Genomic DNA, 14,950 nt, shown 5'->3' with positions numbered 1-14,950 from the left:
AAATTAATTTAGCATGGGTTAGTTATAAACGTAAGACGAAAGTAGACTAAGTTTGTTACATTCATTTCAATAAAAGCATTAACTTTATACTATGCAAGATTTAAAAATATCTAAAAAAAAGCCTTCGTTTCCTGTTACGAAAATGCTACATGATTATCTATTTGAATATAATAGAAACATAAAAATACCTATTTTTTATGATGATTTGCTGCGCTTTCAAGGATCTGTAGTTGTTTATGATAAAGAAGATAACGATACGCTTTGGATTCGGGTTTATTATAATGATTATGAGCGCGAAGAAATTGATTTAAGCTTAAAAAAAGTATATACTATTTTACATTCTGATGGAAATGAAAGCACAATCCCTTTTTTAAACGTTGATGCAATTGATTTTTGCACATTTGGAAACTCTAAGCCCTTTAGAATTAAAATTAGAAATATTTTAAATGATAATTACACATATTTCTATATTAAGACTGCCGATGCATCACGTATTTATGGTTTGGAATTAGAACACATGTTATCGCCATATAATCTAAATTTTCTAGTTTATAAAAACACTTTAATTGAAGAGCATATTGCAGGAATACCTGGTGATGTTTTTATAAAAAACATGTTACCAAATTGCTCTAAATCTGAAAAATCTCAAATAGCTAAGGAGTTTGTAAAGTTTAATGAACGTTGTATGATTAGGCTTTTAGGAGATATGCGTTCGTACAACTATGTTATTGTACCAACACATGATTTTGATCACGTAGTTTATAAAATTCGTGCTATAGATTTTGATCAGCAATCTTATGAAGGTAAATTTAATATATATAGACCTCAGTTTTTTAAAGAGAACCTCGAAATGGTGGAATTGGTGTCTGATACTTTTCAAAAATTTTCGATTAATCAATATAAAATTGAAGAACGATCTATTCTTGTAAAAAGATTAAAGAGTTTTCATGACAGAGTAGACTTACTTTTAAAATGCATGATTAACGATACAATTTCGAAAAAGGAATATGTTGAATTATTAAAAATGAAAATTTTCGAATACACACAAGACGTTAAGTTTAAACGTGCTAATAATATGGGTAAAATATTAAAAAGTTCTTTGGAATTTTTAACTCGAAACTATGAAAACGTAAATCCTAAAATACTTTAGTTCCAGTTTTCATCAAAATCTAAACTGTCGTAATCATCTACGTCTATGCCATCTTCAAATTCATCAAAATCGTCATCATCAGTCTCAAATATTTTTTTTGGTGCTGTTTCTGGAACCTGACCTTGAACAAACATGAGGTTTGGATAATCGAAACCTTCAGCTTCATCAACTATTTCTGCTAATTCCACATAAAAAGTCCACATACTTAAAAAATCGTAAACATAAATAAGTTTAGGTTGTACCTCATGTGCCACATCATTTATAGCTGTCTCATTCATTAATCGAGCAGAGCCATCTTCACTTAAATCAAACAATGAAATTTCTTCACCTTGATTCCATTGGTCATCACTAATATAAAAAGATGCCATTTCAGTGCCATCAAACCCAAAAGATTGTGTAATAATATTGTGTAAATCCTCCAAAGTATCGTCTTCACGAATTTCTAGATCGCGAAAGATATCTTCTTCTGTATCATTATCAAGTATAACTCTAAATCTGTAAATCATTAATTAAATAAATATGATGCAAATGTATGCTTTTTTTAAATTATTCTGAAGGAATTCCACGAGTCTAAACTTCGAGGTTCCCATTGAAATTGTTATTCCCATGAAGATGGGAATCTAAATAAATATTTTCTTTATCTAGTAAAACGATGTAGTGTAAATGTCATGCTACTTAACAGGAAAAAAGCACCTATTTGATGCGCAACACCCAGCCATACTGGAACTTGCAATAATATAGTAAAAACGCCTAATAGAAACTGAACCCCAACCATTATTAATAATATATTAATTGCTTTTGATTGTAAAACCATTAAATCTATTTTTTTTGATTTTTGCCAAATTATAAAAATGAATAAAACCACAATATAAGCAAGGATTCTATGAACAAATTGAACACCACTTTTACCTTCAATAAAATTTCTGTAAAATGGATTTTGCTCAATATATACTGTTTCATGGATGAATTTACCTTCGCTCATCATCGGCCAATGGTTGTGAATAAAACCAGCATCTAAGCCAGCTACAAAAGCGCCATATATAATTTGAAGAATTAGTACGCCCAATCCAAAACGAATTAAATTCCTAAAACTTTTATTGATTTGTTTTTTATCTGGGAACATTAAATCTAATGCTACCCAAAAAGTATAGGCAAATGTAATAAATGCCGTGGTTAAGTGTGCTGCCAATCTATAGTGGCTAACGTCAGGATTGTCAACTAAACCACTTTTAACCATGTACCAGCCTAAAAACCCTTGAAACCCTCCAAGAAAAAGTAAAACCACACATTTCTTCATAGTTGGTTTTGATAGTTGTTTTTTAATTAAAAAATATAGAAATGGAATAAAAAATACTAGCCCTATAAAGCGTCCAATTACGCGATGTAACCATTCCCAGAAATAAATGTCTTTAAAGTCTTGAAGCGAAAAGTGGCTGTTAAGTTTTTTATATTCAGGATACTGCTTATAAAGCTCAAAAGCGGTTTGCCATTCAGCTTCGTTTAATGGTGGAATAGTACCAGAAATGAGTTTGTAATTCGAGATTGATAAGCCAGAATGCGTTAATCTAGTTATACCCCCAACAACTACCATGATAAATATAAGAAGGCATCCAGTTAATAGCCAATAAATTACCTGTTTATTATCTTTTTCCATGGTGATAATTGTTTTTCAAAGCAGACACTATTTTCAATATTTTTATACGGCCCGAAGTTTGGAATTATATTATAGTTTTGGTTTGAATAAAAATTTACTGCGGCAACTTGCCTTTTCCCAGTTTCTAAGATGCAGGAAGTATACTTTAATTCTTTAGCCCAGTGTTCTAATTCATTTAAAATTTTACTAGCAATTTTTTGACCTCTGGATGCGGGCAATGTGAACATACGTTTAATTTCCACACTGTTATTATTAAACATTTTGAATGCTCCACAACCAACGGGTATGGCATCATTATATGCAACTACAACATGTTTTAAAACATCAATATTATTGAATTGATTATAAAATGAGTGATCGTCGCCATCAATAATTTTTAGGTACGAATCAAGTTTTTTAACTAAGTAAACGAAGTCAATATTATTGGAATCTGTTCTAAGTAGTTTAATCATTTTAATCGCTTGTCTTTAGTCCTAGTTGCTCTCCCTCTTTAAGCATGAGTTTATAGGCGGCATCATATTCATTAGGGATGTCTCCTTCAAGTATGGCTTCCTTTATAGTTTCTTTTATCAAACCGATTTCGCGTGAAGGTTTCAAATTAAAAGTTTTCATAATTTCCTCACCTGAAATTGGGGGTTGAAAATTACGAATATGATCTCGTTCTTCAACTTCAACAATTTTCTGCCTAACAATTTTAAAGTTGTTCTTATATTTATTAAATTTTTTAGGATTCTTGGTTGTAATATCTGCTTCACAAAGCGTCATTAAATCATCTACAAAATCTCCAGCATCAAAAACTAAACGACGCACAGCCGAATCTGTTACGATATCTTGTGATAACACAATGGGACGCGAACTCATAAATACCATTTTTTGAACAAACTTCATTTTATCATTTAAAGGCATTCTGAGTCTTTTAAATAATTGATAAACCATTTTAGAACCTTCAAATTCGTGCGCATGAAAAGTCCATCCAACCTTTTTGTTGAATTTTTTTGTTGGTGCTTTTCCAATATCGTGTAAAAGAGCAGCCCATCGCAACCATAAATTGTTTGTGTTTTTGGAAATGTTGTCGACTACTTCCAAAGTATGATAAAAGTTGTCTTTATGTCGTTGTCCTTCAACTTCATCTATTCCTTTTAAAGCGGTGAGTTCTGGCAAAATATGTTGTAACAAGCCTGTTTGCTCTAGTAATAAAAAACCAATTGATGGTTTCTCACTTTCAAGAATTTTATTTAATTCTGTTACAATGCGTTCTTTGGTAATTATCTTAATTCGATGGCTATTCTTAGAAATAGCTTTAAGCGATTTATCTTCAATTGTAAAATTTAATTGTGAGGCAAACCTAATGGCACGCATCATTCTTAGCGGGTCATCGCTATAAGTGATATCTGGATTAAGCGGTGTGCGGATAATTTTATTTTCTAAATCCTTAATTCCATTAAATGGATCAAGTAATTCACCAAAATTATTTTCACTTAGATTTAAAGCTAAAGCATTTATAGTGAAATCGCGACGATTTTGGTCGTCTTCTAATGTGCCATTTTCTACAGCAGGATTTCTGCTGTTTTCATTATAAGATTCTTTTCGAGCACCAACAAACTCAATTTCGACGTCTTCATTTCTTAGCATTGCTGTACCATAAGTTTTAAAAACTTGTACTTTTGGTTTGTTAGAAAGGTTTTTAGCAACTTGTTGAGCGAGTTTAATACCATCACCAATGGCAACCACATCAATATCTTTTGCATTGCCACGATTTAAAATAAAATCACGAACAAAGCCACCAATAACATAGCTTTCTACACCTAATTCAGATGCAGATTGAGATATAATTTTGAATATTTTATTTTGTAATGCTTTTTTATAATTCATCAATTAAATTCCAATGGTTAAATTCCAAACCAGTTTTAATTGGAATTTGGAATTTAAAATTTGTGTTTTATTCTCTGATTATATTAACAATACCACTATTGCTCAACTTTATAATTGAAGATGGTTTGTCACAAATTTTTTCGCGATGCAAATTTACAACATAGTCAACACCTTTTAAAATAGCTGGACTTATTTCTTTAAACGATTTCGGGGTTGCTTCACCACTAATATTTGCAGATGTTGAGACTAACGCACCATTAAGCTTTCTTGATAATTGATAGCAAAATTCGTTATCTGGAATTCGTATAGCTATGGTATGGTCTCCGGCAATTAAATTACTAGCTAAATTTCTAGCATCATCATAAATAATTGTTGTAGGTTTATTAGTAATGTTAATAATATTTATGGCAACATCAGGTATCGTTTTTATATATCTTTTTAGCATTCTATCATCTGCTACTAAGCAAATAAGGGCTTTACTATCTTCGCGTTGTTTTAGCTTATATACTTTTTGCACTGCTTCAGTATTAGTAGCATCGCAACCTATACCCCAAACTGTGTCTGTAGGGTAGAGAATAAGGCCACCTTGTTTTAAAACTTTAAGTGCATTATTAATTTCTTGATGCATAACTACCAATTATATAAATGTTTATTTGAATTTATAGACGCCTAGTTTCTTTTTTATATTTTTAAATGTATAGTTCCAATAAGAAGAAATGTGATTTCTTTTGCTTTCCTTTTTCCATTCTATATACGGAATAGCCTCATTTTTTAGTTTGGTTACTTCTGAAGGATCAATTATAAAATCTTTAAAAAATTCTGTCAAATTAACATCGTCATAGCCTACAAAAGCATTGATTTTATTTTCTTGATGGATAACAGCAGCCCATGTTCTGTGATTTCTAATTTGTACTATATTTTTTTCACGTTTCCAATGTGAATGACGAATAGCCCAAACGGTCTTTGGGTCATCATTTTTTTCTATAAGCGAAATAAAAGGATTGTACTGGTCAAAACGTTTGCCTATTTTAATGTTCGGACTTGTTTGTATCGTATAACCGTCAATGAAATCTATAGCGGTAAAATTTTGCTGATTGAACTGCTTTTGAACTGCATCTATATAGTCTTTACTCAAACAATCATCATTATCAATACGGCTAGTTATAATATATTCTTGGTTGAAATTTGAGACGTACGATTTAATTCCAGGTAAAAACTGTTCCATTCCTTCTACAAAAAAGGGTTTAAAGTTGACCAATTTTTTGTCTAATTCATCAATAATGAGCTTGTATTTTTTAGGAGTTGTCGTATCGAAAAAAACTAGCCATTCAAAATCTTTATTTGTTTGTGCAGCTACACTATAAAAACAATATTTCACAAAAAGCTCGAACCTGTTTTTATGCCATTCTTCAGTGAGAACAGGAACGTTGTTTTTTGTTGTTTTCCAATCTGGTTGTCTTAAATTAAATCGAGTTATTAAAAAATGTTTGAACATATTCATATTAATTTATGAAGCTTATATTTGCACCAGTGCAAATATATAATAGAAAACTTTTAAAAATTGATTGTTTTATTTTTATATAGGTTTTGAAAGGACTGATATTCGATATTTCAAAGAATCAATATTATATTAATAAGAATGGAAGTTAAGGTATTTAGCAATGATCAAGACGAAGTAAATAAAAAAACTCTAACCCAAATCGTTAGTGATTTTGATTTGTTTGAAGGTGGAGTTGGAGAAAGGAACATTATCAAAATTATTCCTTTTAATTACATAGATATAAATGTTAAGGAATTTAAAGTACCTAATATAATTAATCAAATCGCATATAAGTTTTTTAGAAAAAGTAAAGCACAGCGTTCGTTTGAGTATGCCAATAAATTATTGGAATTGGGTGTTGGAACTCCAAAACCATTGGCATATTTTGAATATAAAACTTTGTTTCTATTCAAAAGAAGTTTTTACATAAGCGAGCAATTAGATTGTGATATTACCTATAGAGAGTTAACCAGCGACTTTAATTATCCAGATTACGACAATATATTGAGAGCCTTCACAAGGTTTACTTTTAGTCTACATGAAAAGGGAATTCAGTTTTTAGATCATTCACCAGGAAACACCTTAATAAAGAAAATAGGAAATGGATATGATTTCTATTTAGTTGATTTGAATAGGATGAATTTTGGCCAGATGGATTTTGAAGCTAGAATAAAAAATTTTTCAAGACTTACAATACATAAAAGTATGGTAGAAGTTATGAGTGATGAGTATGCTAAATGTTCTGGGGAAGATTTTGATAAAATATTTAACTTAATGTGGAAAGAAATTGAAGCTTTTCAAGAAAAATATCATCGTAAAAAACGATTAAAAAAGAAATTGAAGTTTTGGAAATAAATTAGGCGTTTTGCTTATAAAGTTCGCTTAATTTGGTGTATTTTAAAAATGTAATATTAGCGGTTTGTACACAAATTATAAAGCCATTAAGTCCATCTAAAAAACCAAGTCTTAAAAAATAAGCTTTAAAAAAAGCCCAAGTGGGATTAAATAAAATTTTCCATATTGAAGACTTTTTTCCTATATCATAATAAGCTTTTGCTGCTATAGTTGAAAACATTTCTGTTTTCAAATTAAATTCAGAATAGGTTTGGTAAGTCCAATGTAAGATATCTCCTTTTAGATAACCTGTTTTATTGCTACGATGCATAACGACATTGTCATGCGGGTTTATTCCTTTCCATTCGGCTTTTGTTCTGTCAAAAACACGAAGCTTTTTGTTTGGATACCAATCGGAATGTTTAATCCACTGCCCACAAAAGTTATTAAATCGATTGCAGTAGTAGGCATCATAATCCCAATTGTTTTTTACGTCAATTATAGACTTTTGTAAATCATCAGAAAGCGCTTCATCACCATCAAGTGATACAACATAATTGTTTGACGCCTGCTTTAGAGCAAAGTTTTTTTGTTCAATGTAGCCTAAGAATTTCTGTTCTATAAAAACAACATTATATCTTAAGCATATAGTTTTAGTGTTGTCTGTTGAAAACGAATCTACTACTACAATTTCATCAACAACGTTAATTAAAGATTGTAGACATTTTTCAATATTCCTTTCCTCATTATAAGTAATAATAACCCCCGATAGTTTAATCATTGCTAAATATTGTTCTTGGGTAAAAATAGTTATTTTTGTTTCAATGAACACATTTAAGGCATCGGTAATTATAAGTACATACAATCAACCAATGTGGTTGCAAAAGGTGCTTTGGGGTTATGAGTTTCAAACAGAATCTAATTTCGAGATTATTATAGCTGATGATGGTTCTTCTGAAAAAACTAGAAATGTTATTGATGAATTTAAACGCGACTCAAAGATAACTATTCGTCATATTTGGCAGGAAGATAATGGATTTCAAAAAACTAAAATTTTAAACAAAGCTATTTTACAGGCAACTACAAACTATTTAATATTTACAGATGGAGACTGTATACCTAGAAGAGACTTTGTTGAAACTCACTTGAGATTGCGTAAACGAAATAGTTTTCTATCTGGAGGTTATTTTAAGTTACCTGAATCAATTTCAAATAAAATATCTAAAAAGCATATTAGTAATGCAAATTGTTTTGATATTAACTGGTTAATTAAGAATGGTTTAAAAAAGAATTTTAAAGCTAACAAGTTAACAGTAAATGGATTAAAAGCATGGTTTTTAAACACTTTTACACCTACTAAAGCAACTTTTGATGGAATGAATGTTTCAGGATGGAAAGATGCAGTTTTAAAAGTTAATGGTTTTGATGAACGTATGCAATATGGTGGAGAAGACCGCGAAATTGGTGAACGCTTAATGAATGCAGGATATAAATTTTTACAAGTTAGGTACAGTGTTATTTGCTTGCATTTATATCATGAGCGTCCTTACAGGAATGAAGCAGCACTGTTATTAAATAACTCCATAAGAAAAGAAACACGCCGCTTAAAATTGAGGTATACTAAATTTGGTTTAGAAAGTTTATAATTTTAATTTTCACGGTGTTTTGTAAACGCACGATTATAAGTCTTTAACGTATAGTATTGTAAACGTTTTCGGATTTTATACTTTCTAACTAAATTAATTGGTTTGCTTTTTAAGTAACTTTTATCCTTATGCAGAAAATTAATACAGGTGTTTATTACACGCTCACTCGAATGCCCATCAGAATAAGGATGTAAATCTTTATTAAATTTTGCCAACTCATTTAAAATTGTTTCAGGATATGTTAAAGCTTCTTGAATTGCTGTTTTGATTTCAGATGCTTTAGTTATGTTGATTAAGTATGGTTTTGGTTTGTAATGATTAAATGTAACGATAGGCTTTTGTTGTAACCCGAATTCTTGAATAGCAGAGGTTGTATCGGCAAACATAACGTCGGCTCTCCTAAATAAAGGAATTAAATCTGTCGTGTTATAATATTTAAAATAATTATTGGATAAGGATTCCCATTTTGCTACAATATCTTCTGAAATTTTTGGATGCAAAACCATTTCAAAATAATAATCACCTTTGCTACTTAACAACTTTATCATCTCGTAAACATTATTATTGTAAGCCAAACTTAAGCGTTCAGTAAAAGTAGAAGCAATAAATACCGTGGGTTTGTTATTTTTAGATTTCAATGAAACAGGAAATAAAGAATCTACTTTACTCCATCCTGTTTCAATTACTTCAAAATGTTTTCTTTTTTTTGCAATTTCTTTAAAGACAGTAGTTGTACTTGGGCCTTGTGTACAATAGAGATCAAAAAGGCCTCTTATTCTAAAATGATCTTTTTTAAAGCTGCGCTTTTCAGCATTAAATCCATGAAATATTTGAACTTTCAAACCTCTTAAAAAGTCTGGAACACTATCTGTTGCAGCTAGAATAATATCAGGATTATAATTAATAACATCATGAATTGAACCCAGCACATTAGATTTGTTTTTTAATGCTTTTGAACCTTCTTCTAAATCACTAAACCACTTAACGGTGTATCCTTTTTTTAGAATCTCTTGTTCTAAAGGAGAGCCTATAGGAAGCGCATAACTATATGATATGTAAATTAGAAATGTATAGTTCATAAAATTTTTGAGCTTTAGTTGTTATTGTAGCGTAATACTAATTCTTTAAAAGCTGTCTGCAAACAAAGTTAAATTTTATTAGTTAATATGAAAAGGAAGATTGGTTTATGATTTTTTTTGAAAAGTGAGTTTATCAATTTTGGCAGTCTCTATTTTACAATTATATTTACCACTAAATTAAATTTTACATATGCAATACTTCTTGTGGGTTTTAGGATTAGGTGTTTTAGGATTTTTTATTGGGAAGTTTATTAAGCACAAGTCGCTATATCCTTTTATGCCATTTAGATATGACTTTAGAAAGCGAAGAGGTACTTTTTTAAAAGTTTTAGAATTATTAGAAAAAACAAAGTCAAAACTAATTATAGAAACAGGTACTTCAAGAGAAGGGTTGCATGGAGCCAAAAGTAATGGTGCTGCTACAATTGTTTTTGGTAAATGGGCAAAACAGAACAGTGCATTTTTACATTCAGTAGATATTAGCGAAAAATCTGTGGCTGCGTCACAGCAGGAGGTAGATAGACAAAAATTAAATTCTAGTGTCAAAATTCATCTTTCAGACTCAATTGCTTTTTTGGAAAATTTCAAGGAACGCGTAGATTTTTTATATTTAGATAGCTACGATTATAGTGATGATATTGATGTTCAAACTAAGAGTCAAATACATCACCTTAAAGAATTTAAAGCTATTGAAGACCAATTACACGATAATTCAATTGTACTTATTGATGATTGTGATCTTCCAAATGGAGGTAAAGGGAAATTGGTTGTGGAGTATATGCTAAAACACGATTGGAGAATTTTAATTAATGCCTACCAAATATTACTTGTTCGTAATAAATTTGTGGCTTAGAAAAATTTTCAATTTTTTATCTATTAATGAAGGTTTCAAATATTGGTATAAATTTGAAGAGTCTTCGCGAAGTTCTTTTCTTGACTTACCATCAATTTTTTCAGGAAAATAGTCTTCTACATGGACTGAAACATTCGATTCACTTTTAAAAAAATCCCAGGAGGCTTTTGTTATCCATGGAGAATAAATGCTAAAGGTGGGTATGTTAAGCGCTTTTGCCATATTAATTGCGCCACCTTCATTGCCTATTGATGCATAACAATGGTATAATACACCTAAGAACGAACGTAAATTTGAAGGGTAAGCATCAAAATAAATGAGATCTTTAGTTGTTTCGTTACATAAATTATATAGTGCTTTTGCATCAGTAGCTTGATCTGGAGAATAGTTAAACAGTAAGTTGCCCAAACTTTTTTCGGCGATAGTGTTTATTATTTCCGCCATATATAGTAAAGGGTACGATTTTTTGTCATTACTACCCAAAGCATTTATCATGATAATTGGCTTAGAGAAATCAATTTTATGAGTTTCTAGAAACGTTTTTGCAAGAGCTATTTCTTTTTCGGTTAAATATATTTTTGGCTTTTTAATAAAGTTTTTTGCTTCTGGTAAAATAGGAGAAAGTAATTTTAAACGGCTTTCTATAGCGCGATCAACTTCAATTGTTCCTTTTACGGTATATTCAAAAACATGGGTAAATAATAAACTTGTATACCATTTTTTATAAGAAATCTTTATAGGTGCATTAGAAAATAGACAGATTAAATTACTTTCTAATTTTCCATAAACATCTATAACAACATCATATTTCTCCTTTTTTATTTCTTTTAAGAAATTGTAAAAAGCTAATTTGCTTTTACGGTATTTGGGTGTAAAAAGGACTATTTTATCTATATATGGATTGTTTTCAACTACAGCTTTTGTTTGGCTATTAATTAAATAATGAACTTTGGATTCTTTTATATTAACTTTAATATTCTCGCATAGAATCGTGCTAGTAAGCACATCACCAATCATTTTTTGCTGTATAATTAATACCTTCATATAAAGATCAAAGTACAAATAAAAAAATCCAAATTCCAATAAAAACCTTTTTATTGGAATTTGATATTTAACTTTATGGAGTTTATGAGTAAAGCGAGCTTATACAGCTACATCATGCTCGCGAAGCGCATCATTAAGCGATGTTTTCTTATTAGTGCTCTCTTTACGTTTACCAATAATTATTGCACAAGGCACATTATAGGTGCCAGCAGCGAACTTTTTAGGATAACTACCAGGTATCACAACGGAACGAGCAGGGACTAAGCCTCTGTATTCAACTGGTTCATTTCCAGTAACATCTATTATTTTAGTACTCATTGTTAAAGTAACTCCAGCACCTAATACAGCTTCTGTTTCAACACGAACGCCTTCAACAACAATACAACGCGAACCAATAAAGGCATTATCTTCAATTATAACTGGAGCTGCTTGTAATGGTTCTAATACACCACCAATACCAACACCACCTGATAAATGCACATTTTTACCAATTTGGGCACAACTACCAACGGTAGCCCAAGTGTCTACCATAGTACCTTCATCTACATAGGCTCCAATGTTTACATAACTAGGCATTAAAATGGTTCCAGCCGATATATAAGCACCATGTCTAGCAACTGCATGAGGAACCACTCGTATACCTTTTTGGGCATAACCAGTTTTTAACGGAATTTTGTCATGAAATTCTAATGGACCACATTCAATAGTTTCCATTTTTTGAATAGGAAAATATAAAACAACAGCTTTTTTAACCCATTCATTAACTTGCCAACCACCTTCAATAGGTTCCGCAACACGTAATTCGCCTTTATCTAATAAATTTATAACGTTTCTTATAGCAGATGTGGTCTTTTCATCATTTAAAAGTGCTCTATCTTCCCAAGCATTTTCTATTATTTGTTGTAATTCGGTCATTATCTTAATATTTTGGGCAAATATACTAGCTATCATTTAAAAAAAGGAAATATGTAGTCGTCATTATCTTTAAAAATATGTCCGATTTCCTGCTTATTTTTCAATCCCTAATCTCAATTTTCGCTTTTAAGGAATAATTTTTATGGATGAAATACAATTTCTGTGTTTTTCGTCGGTAAATAATTCACTTTTATCTGTTAGTCGATAGAAATAAGCATAATCTCTAATAATCGAATTTCCAGTAACTTATAACTAATATTTTCCCCAATCCTTTAGAACGCACTTATATTTGAACCATCAAAGAAACCCAAATCTGATGAAAACAAATTTTTACTTATTATTAATTTTATTACTTTCTTTTTCTGTTGCTAACGCACAGAGTACTACTCCAAGTAACAAAGCTGAAGTTAAGAATACAGTTTCTGAAACAGAAAATGTAAATAATAATGATGTAGAAATTATTGAAACATTAGAATTAAAAGAAGTTATTGCGCGTACTAGTGATATTAGATCTTTTTTAAATCGTGAAAGAAAGGTTGAAAATATTAAGTTAGTATTCCCTAAAATAAATAACGCAAGAAAAGCATAATTATAAAGAATCATATTCAACAAATATTTGAGGTTAAATACCGAAAAAGACTATCTTTAAAAGATGGTCTTTTTTGTTAAATTACATTACTTTTGACCACAGAATAAAAATTATGGCTCGAATTTTAGCATTAGATTTTGGAAGCAAAAGAACAGGAATAGCTGTAACAGATGATTTGCAGATTATAGCTTCTGGATTAACGACCGTGTTAACGAAAGAGTTGCTGCCTTTTTTAAAAGATTATTTTGTTAAAGAATCTATAGAACTAATTTTAGTTGGTGAACCCAAACAAATGGATAATACACCTTCTGAAAGCGAGCAGCTAATATTGAGTTTTTTGGAGAAGCTAGAAAAACAATTTCCTAACACACCTATTAAGCGAATAGACGAACGGTTTACTTCTAAAATGGCATTTCAAACAATGATAGATAGCGGTTTGAAAAAAAACCAAAGAAAGAACAAAGCTTTGGTAGACGAAATAAGTGCTACATTAATTCTTCAGAGTTATTTATATTCTAAATAATTCTAACAATAAATTATAGTATTGTATTTTTGCAATAATTAATGGCAGAATAGAATGATATTACCAATAGTAGCCTATGGCGACCCAGTATTAAAGAAAAAAGCTCAAGATATTTCAGAAGAATACACAAATTTAGATGTTCTCTTGGCTAATATGTATGAGACCATGTATAATGCATACGGTGTTGGTTTAGCGGCACCTCAAGTAGGTCTACCAATACGTTTGTTTTTAGTAGATACAACGCCTTTTGCTGAAGATGAAGAATTGCCTGAAGAAGAACGAAACAACTTAAAAGATTTCAAGCGTACATTTATTAATGCAAAAATACTTAAAGAAGAGGGTGAAGAATGGGCTTTTAACGAAGGTTGTTTAAGTATCCCCGATGTTAGAGAAGATGTTTTTAGACAGCCTAAAATAACTATTGAATACTTTGATGAAAATTTTAAAAAGCACACCGACGTATTTGAAGGATTGGTTGCAAGAGTAATACAGCATGAGTATGACCATATAGAAGGTGTTTTATTTACAGATAAATTATCGAGTTTAAAAAAACGACTTATAAAAGGCCGACTATCCAATATTTCTAAAGGAAAAATACGAGTGGATTATAAAATGCGTTTTCCAAATCAAAAAAAGAAGCGATAACATTTGCTATATTTCCACAAACAAATATATTTGCCACTTTCTAAAATAAACTTATGGGTTTAGATAAAATATTAGCAATCTCTGGTAAACCAGGATTATATAAATTAATAACACAAACAAGAGGTGGCTTTGTTGCCGAATCACTTATAGACAATAAACGACTATCGGTTAGTATCCGTCAAAATGTGAGCATTTTAAGTGAAATAGCTATTTACACACTTACAGAAGAAGTTCCTTTAAGACAAGTGTTTTTAAATATTAGTAAAAAGGAAAATGGTAAGCAAACTAGTGTGGCAGCTAAAGAAAGTAAAGATAAACTAGAAGAATATTTCTTTGATGTATTGCCAGACTATGATGAAGACAGAGTATATGCAAGCGATATTAAAAAAGTAATACAATGGTATAATTTGCTGCAAAAACAAGATTTACTGGACTTATTAGATGAAGAAAAAGCGTCTAAAGTATCTGAAGAAGAGGAGTAGTATGTAGTACAAAATAACCTGAATGTTTAAAATAATAGAAGCATCTAATTTAATTAGATGTTTTTTTTTGTTTTTTTGTAAGGTTCTATGGTTAATTTCGACTTTTTTCAAGTTAATAAAATGC

Annotated in this window: 18 protein-coding genes; 8 read left to right on the top strand and 10 right to left on the bottom strand. The window is 30.3% G+C overall.

All coding sequences use genetic code 11. The features are described 5' to 3' along the window. Nucleotides 1-91: 91 nt before the first annotated feature. Nucleotides 92-1,150, top strand: coding sequence for a hypothetical protein (locus Q0739_RS00775; protein WP_298236787.1), 1,059 nt, complete (start codon nucleotides 92-94; stop codon nucleotides 1,148-1,150). Here the strand turns inward: Q0739_RS00775 and Q0739_RS00770 are convergent. The 6 genes from Q0739_RS00770 to Q0739_RS00745 form a co-directional block, all read right to left on the bottom strand. After that, on the bottom strand, nucleotides 1,147-1,656 hold the full coding sequence (locus Q0739_RS00770) for a hypothetical protein (RefSeq protein ID WP_298236786.1): 510 nt from the start codon (nucleotides 1,654-1,656) through the stop codon (nucleotides 1,147-1,149). The genes Q0739_RS00775 and Q0739_RS00770 overlap by 4 nt on opposite strands. Before the next feature lie 131 nt (nucleotides 1,657-1,787). After that, a complete protein-coding gene (locus Q0739_RS00765; RefSeq protein ID WP_298236785.1) occupies nucleotides 1,788-2,804 on the bottom strand; it encodes a COX15/CtaA family protein in 1,017 nt (338 codons plus the stop codon). Continuing rightward, entirely contained in the window at nucleotides 2,780-3,256 is a 477-nt protein-coding gene (locus Q0739_RS00760; RefSeq protein ID WP_298236784.1) for a GNAT family N-acetyltransferase, read from the bottom strand. The genes Q0739_RS00765 and Q0739_RS00760 overlap by 25 nt, the downstream gene beginning before the upstream one ends. Nucleotide 3,257: 1 nt before the next feature. Then, entirely contained in the window at nucleotides 3,258-4,676 is a 1,419-nt protein-coding gene (locus Q0739_RS00755) for an HD domain-containing protein (RefSeq protein WP_298236783.1), read from the bottom strand. A 67-nt stretch (nucleotides 4,677-4,743) separates the two neighbouring features. Then, on the bottom strand, nucleotides 4,744-5,304 hold the full coding sequence (locus Q0739_RS00750; protein ID WP_298236782.1) for an L-threonylcarbamoyladenylate synthase: 561 nt from the start codon (nucleotides 5,302-5,304) through the stop codon (nucleotides 4,744-4,746). Between the two features lie 21 nt (nucleotides 5,305-5,325). Next, on the bottom strand, nucleotides 5,326-6,171 hold the full coding sequence (locus Q0739_RS00745; protein WP_298236781.1) for a glycosyltransferase: 846 nt from the start codon (nucleotides 6,169-6,171) through the stop codon (nucleotides 5,326-5,328). Nucleotides 6,172-6,315: 144 nt separating this feature from the next. Between Q0739_RS00745 and Q0739_RS00740 the strand changes: the two genes are divergently transcribed. Continuing rightward, the gene (locus tag Q0739_RS00740) at nucleotides 6,316-7,071 is read left to right on the top strand and encodes a lipopolysaccharide kinase InaA family protein (protein ID WP_298236780.1); all 756 of its coding nucleotides are present in this window, start codon (nucleotides 6,316-6,318) and stop codon (nucleotides 7,069-7,071) included. A 1-nt stretch (nucleotide 7,072) separates the two neighbouring features. On the opposite strand, the gene Q0739_RS00735 is transcribed toward Q0739_RS00740, so the two are convergent. Continuing rightward, a complete protein-coding gene (locus tag Q0739_RS00735) occupies nucleotides 7,073-7,831 on the bottom strand; it encodes a glycosyltransferase family 2 protein (RefSeq protein WP_298236779.1) in 759 nt (252 codons plus the stop codon). Between the two features lie 43 nt (nucleotides 7,832-7,874). On the opposite strand from Q0739_RS00735, the gene Q0739_RS00730 reads away from it, so the two are divergent. Continuing rightward, complete coding sequence (locus Q0739_RS00730) at nucleotides 7,875-8,696, top strand: glycosyltransferase family 2 protein (protein ID WP_298236778.1); 822 nt, start codon at nucleotides 7,875-7,877, stop codon at nucleotides 8,694-8,696. A gap of 2 nt (nucleotides 8,697-8,698) precedes the next feature. Here Q0739_RS00730 and Q0739_RS00725 read toward each other — a convergent pair whose 3' ends face one another. Then, nucleotides 8,699-9,775, bottom strand: a complete 1,077-nt coding sequence (locus tag Q0739_RS00725) for a CDP-glycerol glycerophosphotransferase family protein (protein WP_298236777.1) — start codon at nucleotides 9,773-9,775, stop codon at nucleotides 8,699-8,701. 190 nt (nucleotides 9,776-9,965) lie between these two features. On the opposite strand from Q0739_RS00725, the gene Q0739_RS00720 reads away from it, so the two are divergent. Next, nucleotides 9,966-10,628 carry a class I SAM-dependent methyltransferase gene (locus Q0739_RS00720; RefSeq protein ID WP_298236776.1) on the top strand — a complete coding sequence of 221 codons (663 nt, stop codon included), beginning with the start codon at nucleotides 9,966-9,968 and terminating at the stop codon, nucleotides 10,626-10,628. Here the strand turns inward: Q0739_RS00720 and Q0739_RS00715 are convergent. Both Q0739_RS00715 and Q0739_RS00710 read right to left on the bottom strand, forming a co-directional pair. Next, a complete protein-coding gene (locus Q0739_RS00715) occupies nucleotides 10,599-11,672 on the bottom strand; it encodes a glycosyltransferase family 9 protein (RefSeq protein ID WP_298236775.1) in 1,074 nt (357 codons plus the stop codon). The two genes, Q0739_RS00720 and Q0739_RS00715, sit on opposite strands and share 30 nt — an antisense overlap. Nucleotides 11,673-11,771: 99 nt before the next feature. Further along, a complete protein-coding gene (locus Q0739_RS00710) occupies nucleotides 11,772-12,587 on the bottom strand; it encodes a 2,3,4,5-tetrahydropyridine-2,6-dicarboxylate N-succinyltransferase (RefSeq protein ID WP_298236774.1) in 816 nt (271 codons plus the stop codon). A 316-nt stretch (nucleotides 12,588-12,903) separates the two neighbouring features. Between Q0739_RS00710 and Q0739_RS00705 the strand changes: the two genes are divergently transcribed. The 4 genes from Q0739_RS00705 (at nucleotide 12,904) to Q0739_RS00690 (ending at nucleotide 14,826) form a co-directional block, all read left to right on the top strand. Beyond that, nucleotides 12,904-13,176, top strand: a complete 273-nt coding sequence (locus Q0739_RS00705; protein ID WP_298236773.1) for a hypothetical protein — start codon at nucleotides 12,904-12,906, stop codon at nucleotides 13,174-13,176. 112 nt (nucleotides 13,177-13,288) lie between these two features. Continuing rightward, nucleotides 13,289-13,699 carry a Holliday junction resolvase RuvX gene (gene ruvX / locus Q0739_RS00700; protein WP_298236772.1) on the top strand — a complete coding sequence of 137 codons (411 nt, stop codon included), beginning with the start codon at nucleotides 13,289-13,291 and terminating at the stop codon, nucleotides 13,697-13,699. A gap of 54 nt (nucleotides 13,700-13,753) precedes the next feature. Next, a complete protein-coding gene (def, locus tag Q0739_RS00695) occupies nucleotides 13,754-14,344 on the top strand; it encodes a peptide deformylase (protein ID WP_298236771.1) in 591 nt (196 codons plus the stop codon). 53 nt (nucleotides 14,345-14,397) lie between these two features. Next, on the top strand, nucleotides 14,398-14,826 hold the full coding sequence (locus Q0739_RS00690) for a DUF5606 domain-containing protein (RefSeq protein ID WP_298236770.1): 429 nt from the start codon (nucleotides 14,398-14,400) through the stop codon (nucleotides 14,824-14,826). Nucleotides 14,827-14,950: the final 124 nt, after the last annotated feature.

Source organism: uncultured Algibacter sp., assembly GCF_947487605.1.
In the GTDB taxonomy this organism is placed as follows: domain Bacteria; phylum Bacteroidota; class Bacteroidia; order Flavobacteriales; family Flavobacteriaceae; genus Algibacter_D.
This window is presented reverse-complemented; position numbering and strand designations above follow the sequence as displayed.

Coding starts and splice junctions, on each gene's coding strand:
- Q0739_RS00775 (WP_298236787.1), top strand. CDS start 92: ATGCAAGATTTAAAAATATCTAAAAAAAAGCCTTCGTTTCCTGTTACG.
- Q0739_RS00770 (WP_298236786.1), bottom strand. CDS start 1,656: ATGATTTACAGATTTAGAGTTATACTTGATAATGATACAGAAGAAGAT.
- Q0739_RS00765 (WP_298236785.1), bottom strand. CDS start 2,804: ATGGAAAAAGATAATAAACAGGTAATTTATTGGCTATTAACTGGATGC.
- Q0739_RS00760 (WP_298236784.1), bottom strand. CDS start 3,256: ATGATTAAACTACTTAGAACAGATTCCAATAATATTGACTTCGTTTAC.
- Q0739_RS00755 (WP_298236783.1), bottom strand. CDS start 4,676: ATGAATTATAAAAAAGCATTACAAAATAAAATATTCAAAATTATATCT.
- Q0739_RS00750 (WP_298236782.1), bottom strand. CDS start 5,304: ATGCATCAAGAAATTAATAATGCACTTAAAGTTTTAAAACAAGGTGGC.
- Q0739_RS00745 (WP_298236781.1), bottom strand. CDS start 6,171: ATGTTCAAACATTTTTTAATAACTCGATTTAATTTAAGACAACCAGAT.
- Q0739_RS00740 (WP_298236780.1), top strand. CDS start 6,316: ATGGAAGTTAAGGTATTTAGCAATGATCAAGACGAAGTAAATAAAAAA.
- Q0739_RS00735 (WP_298236779.1), bottom strand. CDS start 7,831: ATGATTAAACTATCGGGGGTTATTATTACTTATAATGAGGAAAGGAAT.
- Q0739_RS00730 (WP_298236778.1), top strand. CDS start 7,875: ATGAACACATTTAAGGCATCGGTAATTATAAGTACATACAATCAACCA.
- Q0739_RS00725 (WP_298236777.1), bottom strand. CDS start 9,775: ATGAACTATACATTTCTAATTTACATATCATATAGTTATGCGCTTCCT.
- Q0739_RS00720 (WP_298236776.1), top strand. CDS start 9,966: ATGCAATACTTCTTGTGGGTTTTAGGATTAGGTGTTTTAGGATTTTTT.
- Q0739_RS00715 (WP_298236775.1), bottom strand. CDS start 11,672: ATGAAGGTATTAATTATACAGCAAAAAATGATTGGTGATGTGCTTACT.
- Q0739_RS00710 (WP_298236774.1), bottom strand. CDS start 12,587: ATGACCGAATTACAACAAATAATAGAAAATGCTTGGGAAGATAGAGCA.
- Q0739_RS00705 (WP_298236773.1), top strand. CDS start 12,904: ATGAAAACAAATTTTTACTTATTATTAATTTTATTACTTTCTTTTTCT.
- ruvX (WP_298236772.1), top strand. CDS start 13,289: ATGGCTCGAATTTTAGCATTAGATTTTGGAAGCAAAAGAACAGGAATA.
- def (WP_298236771.1), top strand. CDS start 13,754: ATGATATTACCAATAGTAGCCTATGGCGACCCAGTATTAAAGAAAAAA.
- Q0739_RS00690 (WP_298236770.1), top strand. CDS start 14,398: ATGGGTTTAGATAAAATATTAGCAATCTCTGGTAAACCAGGATTATAT.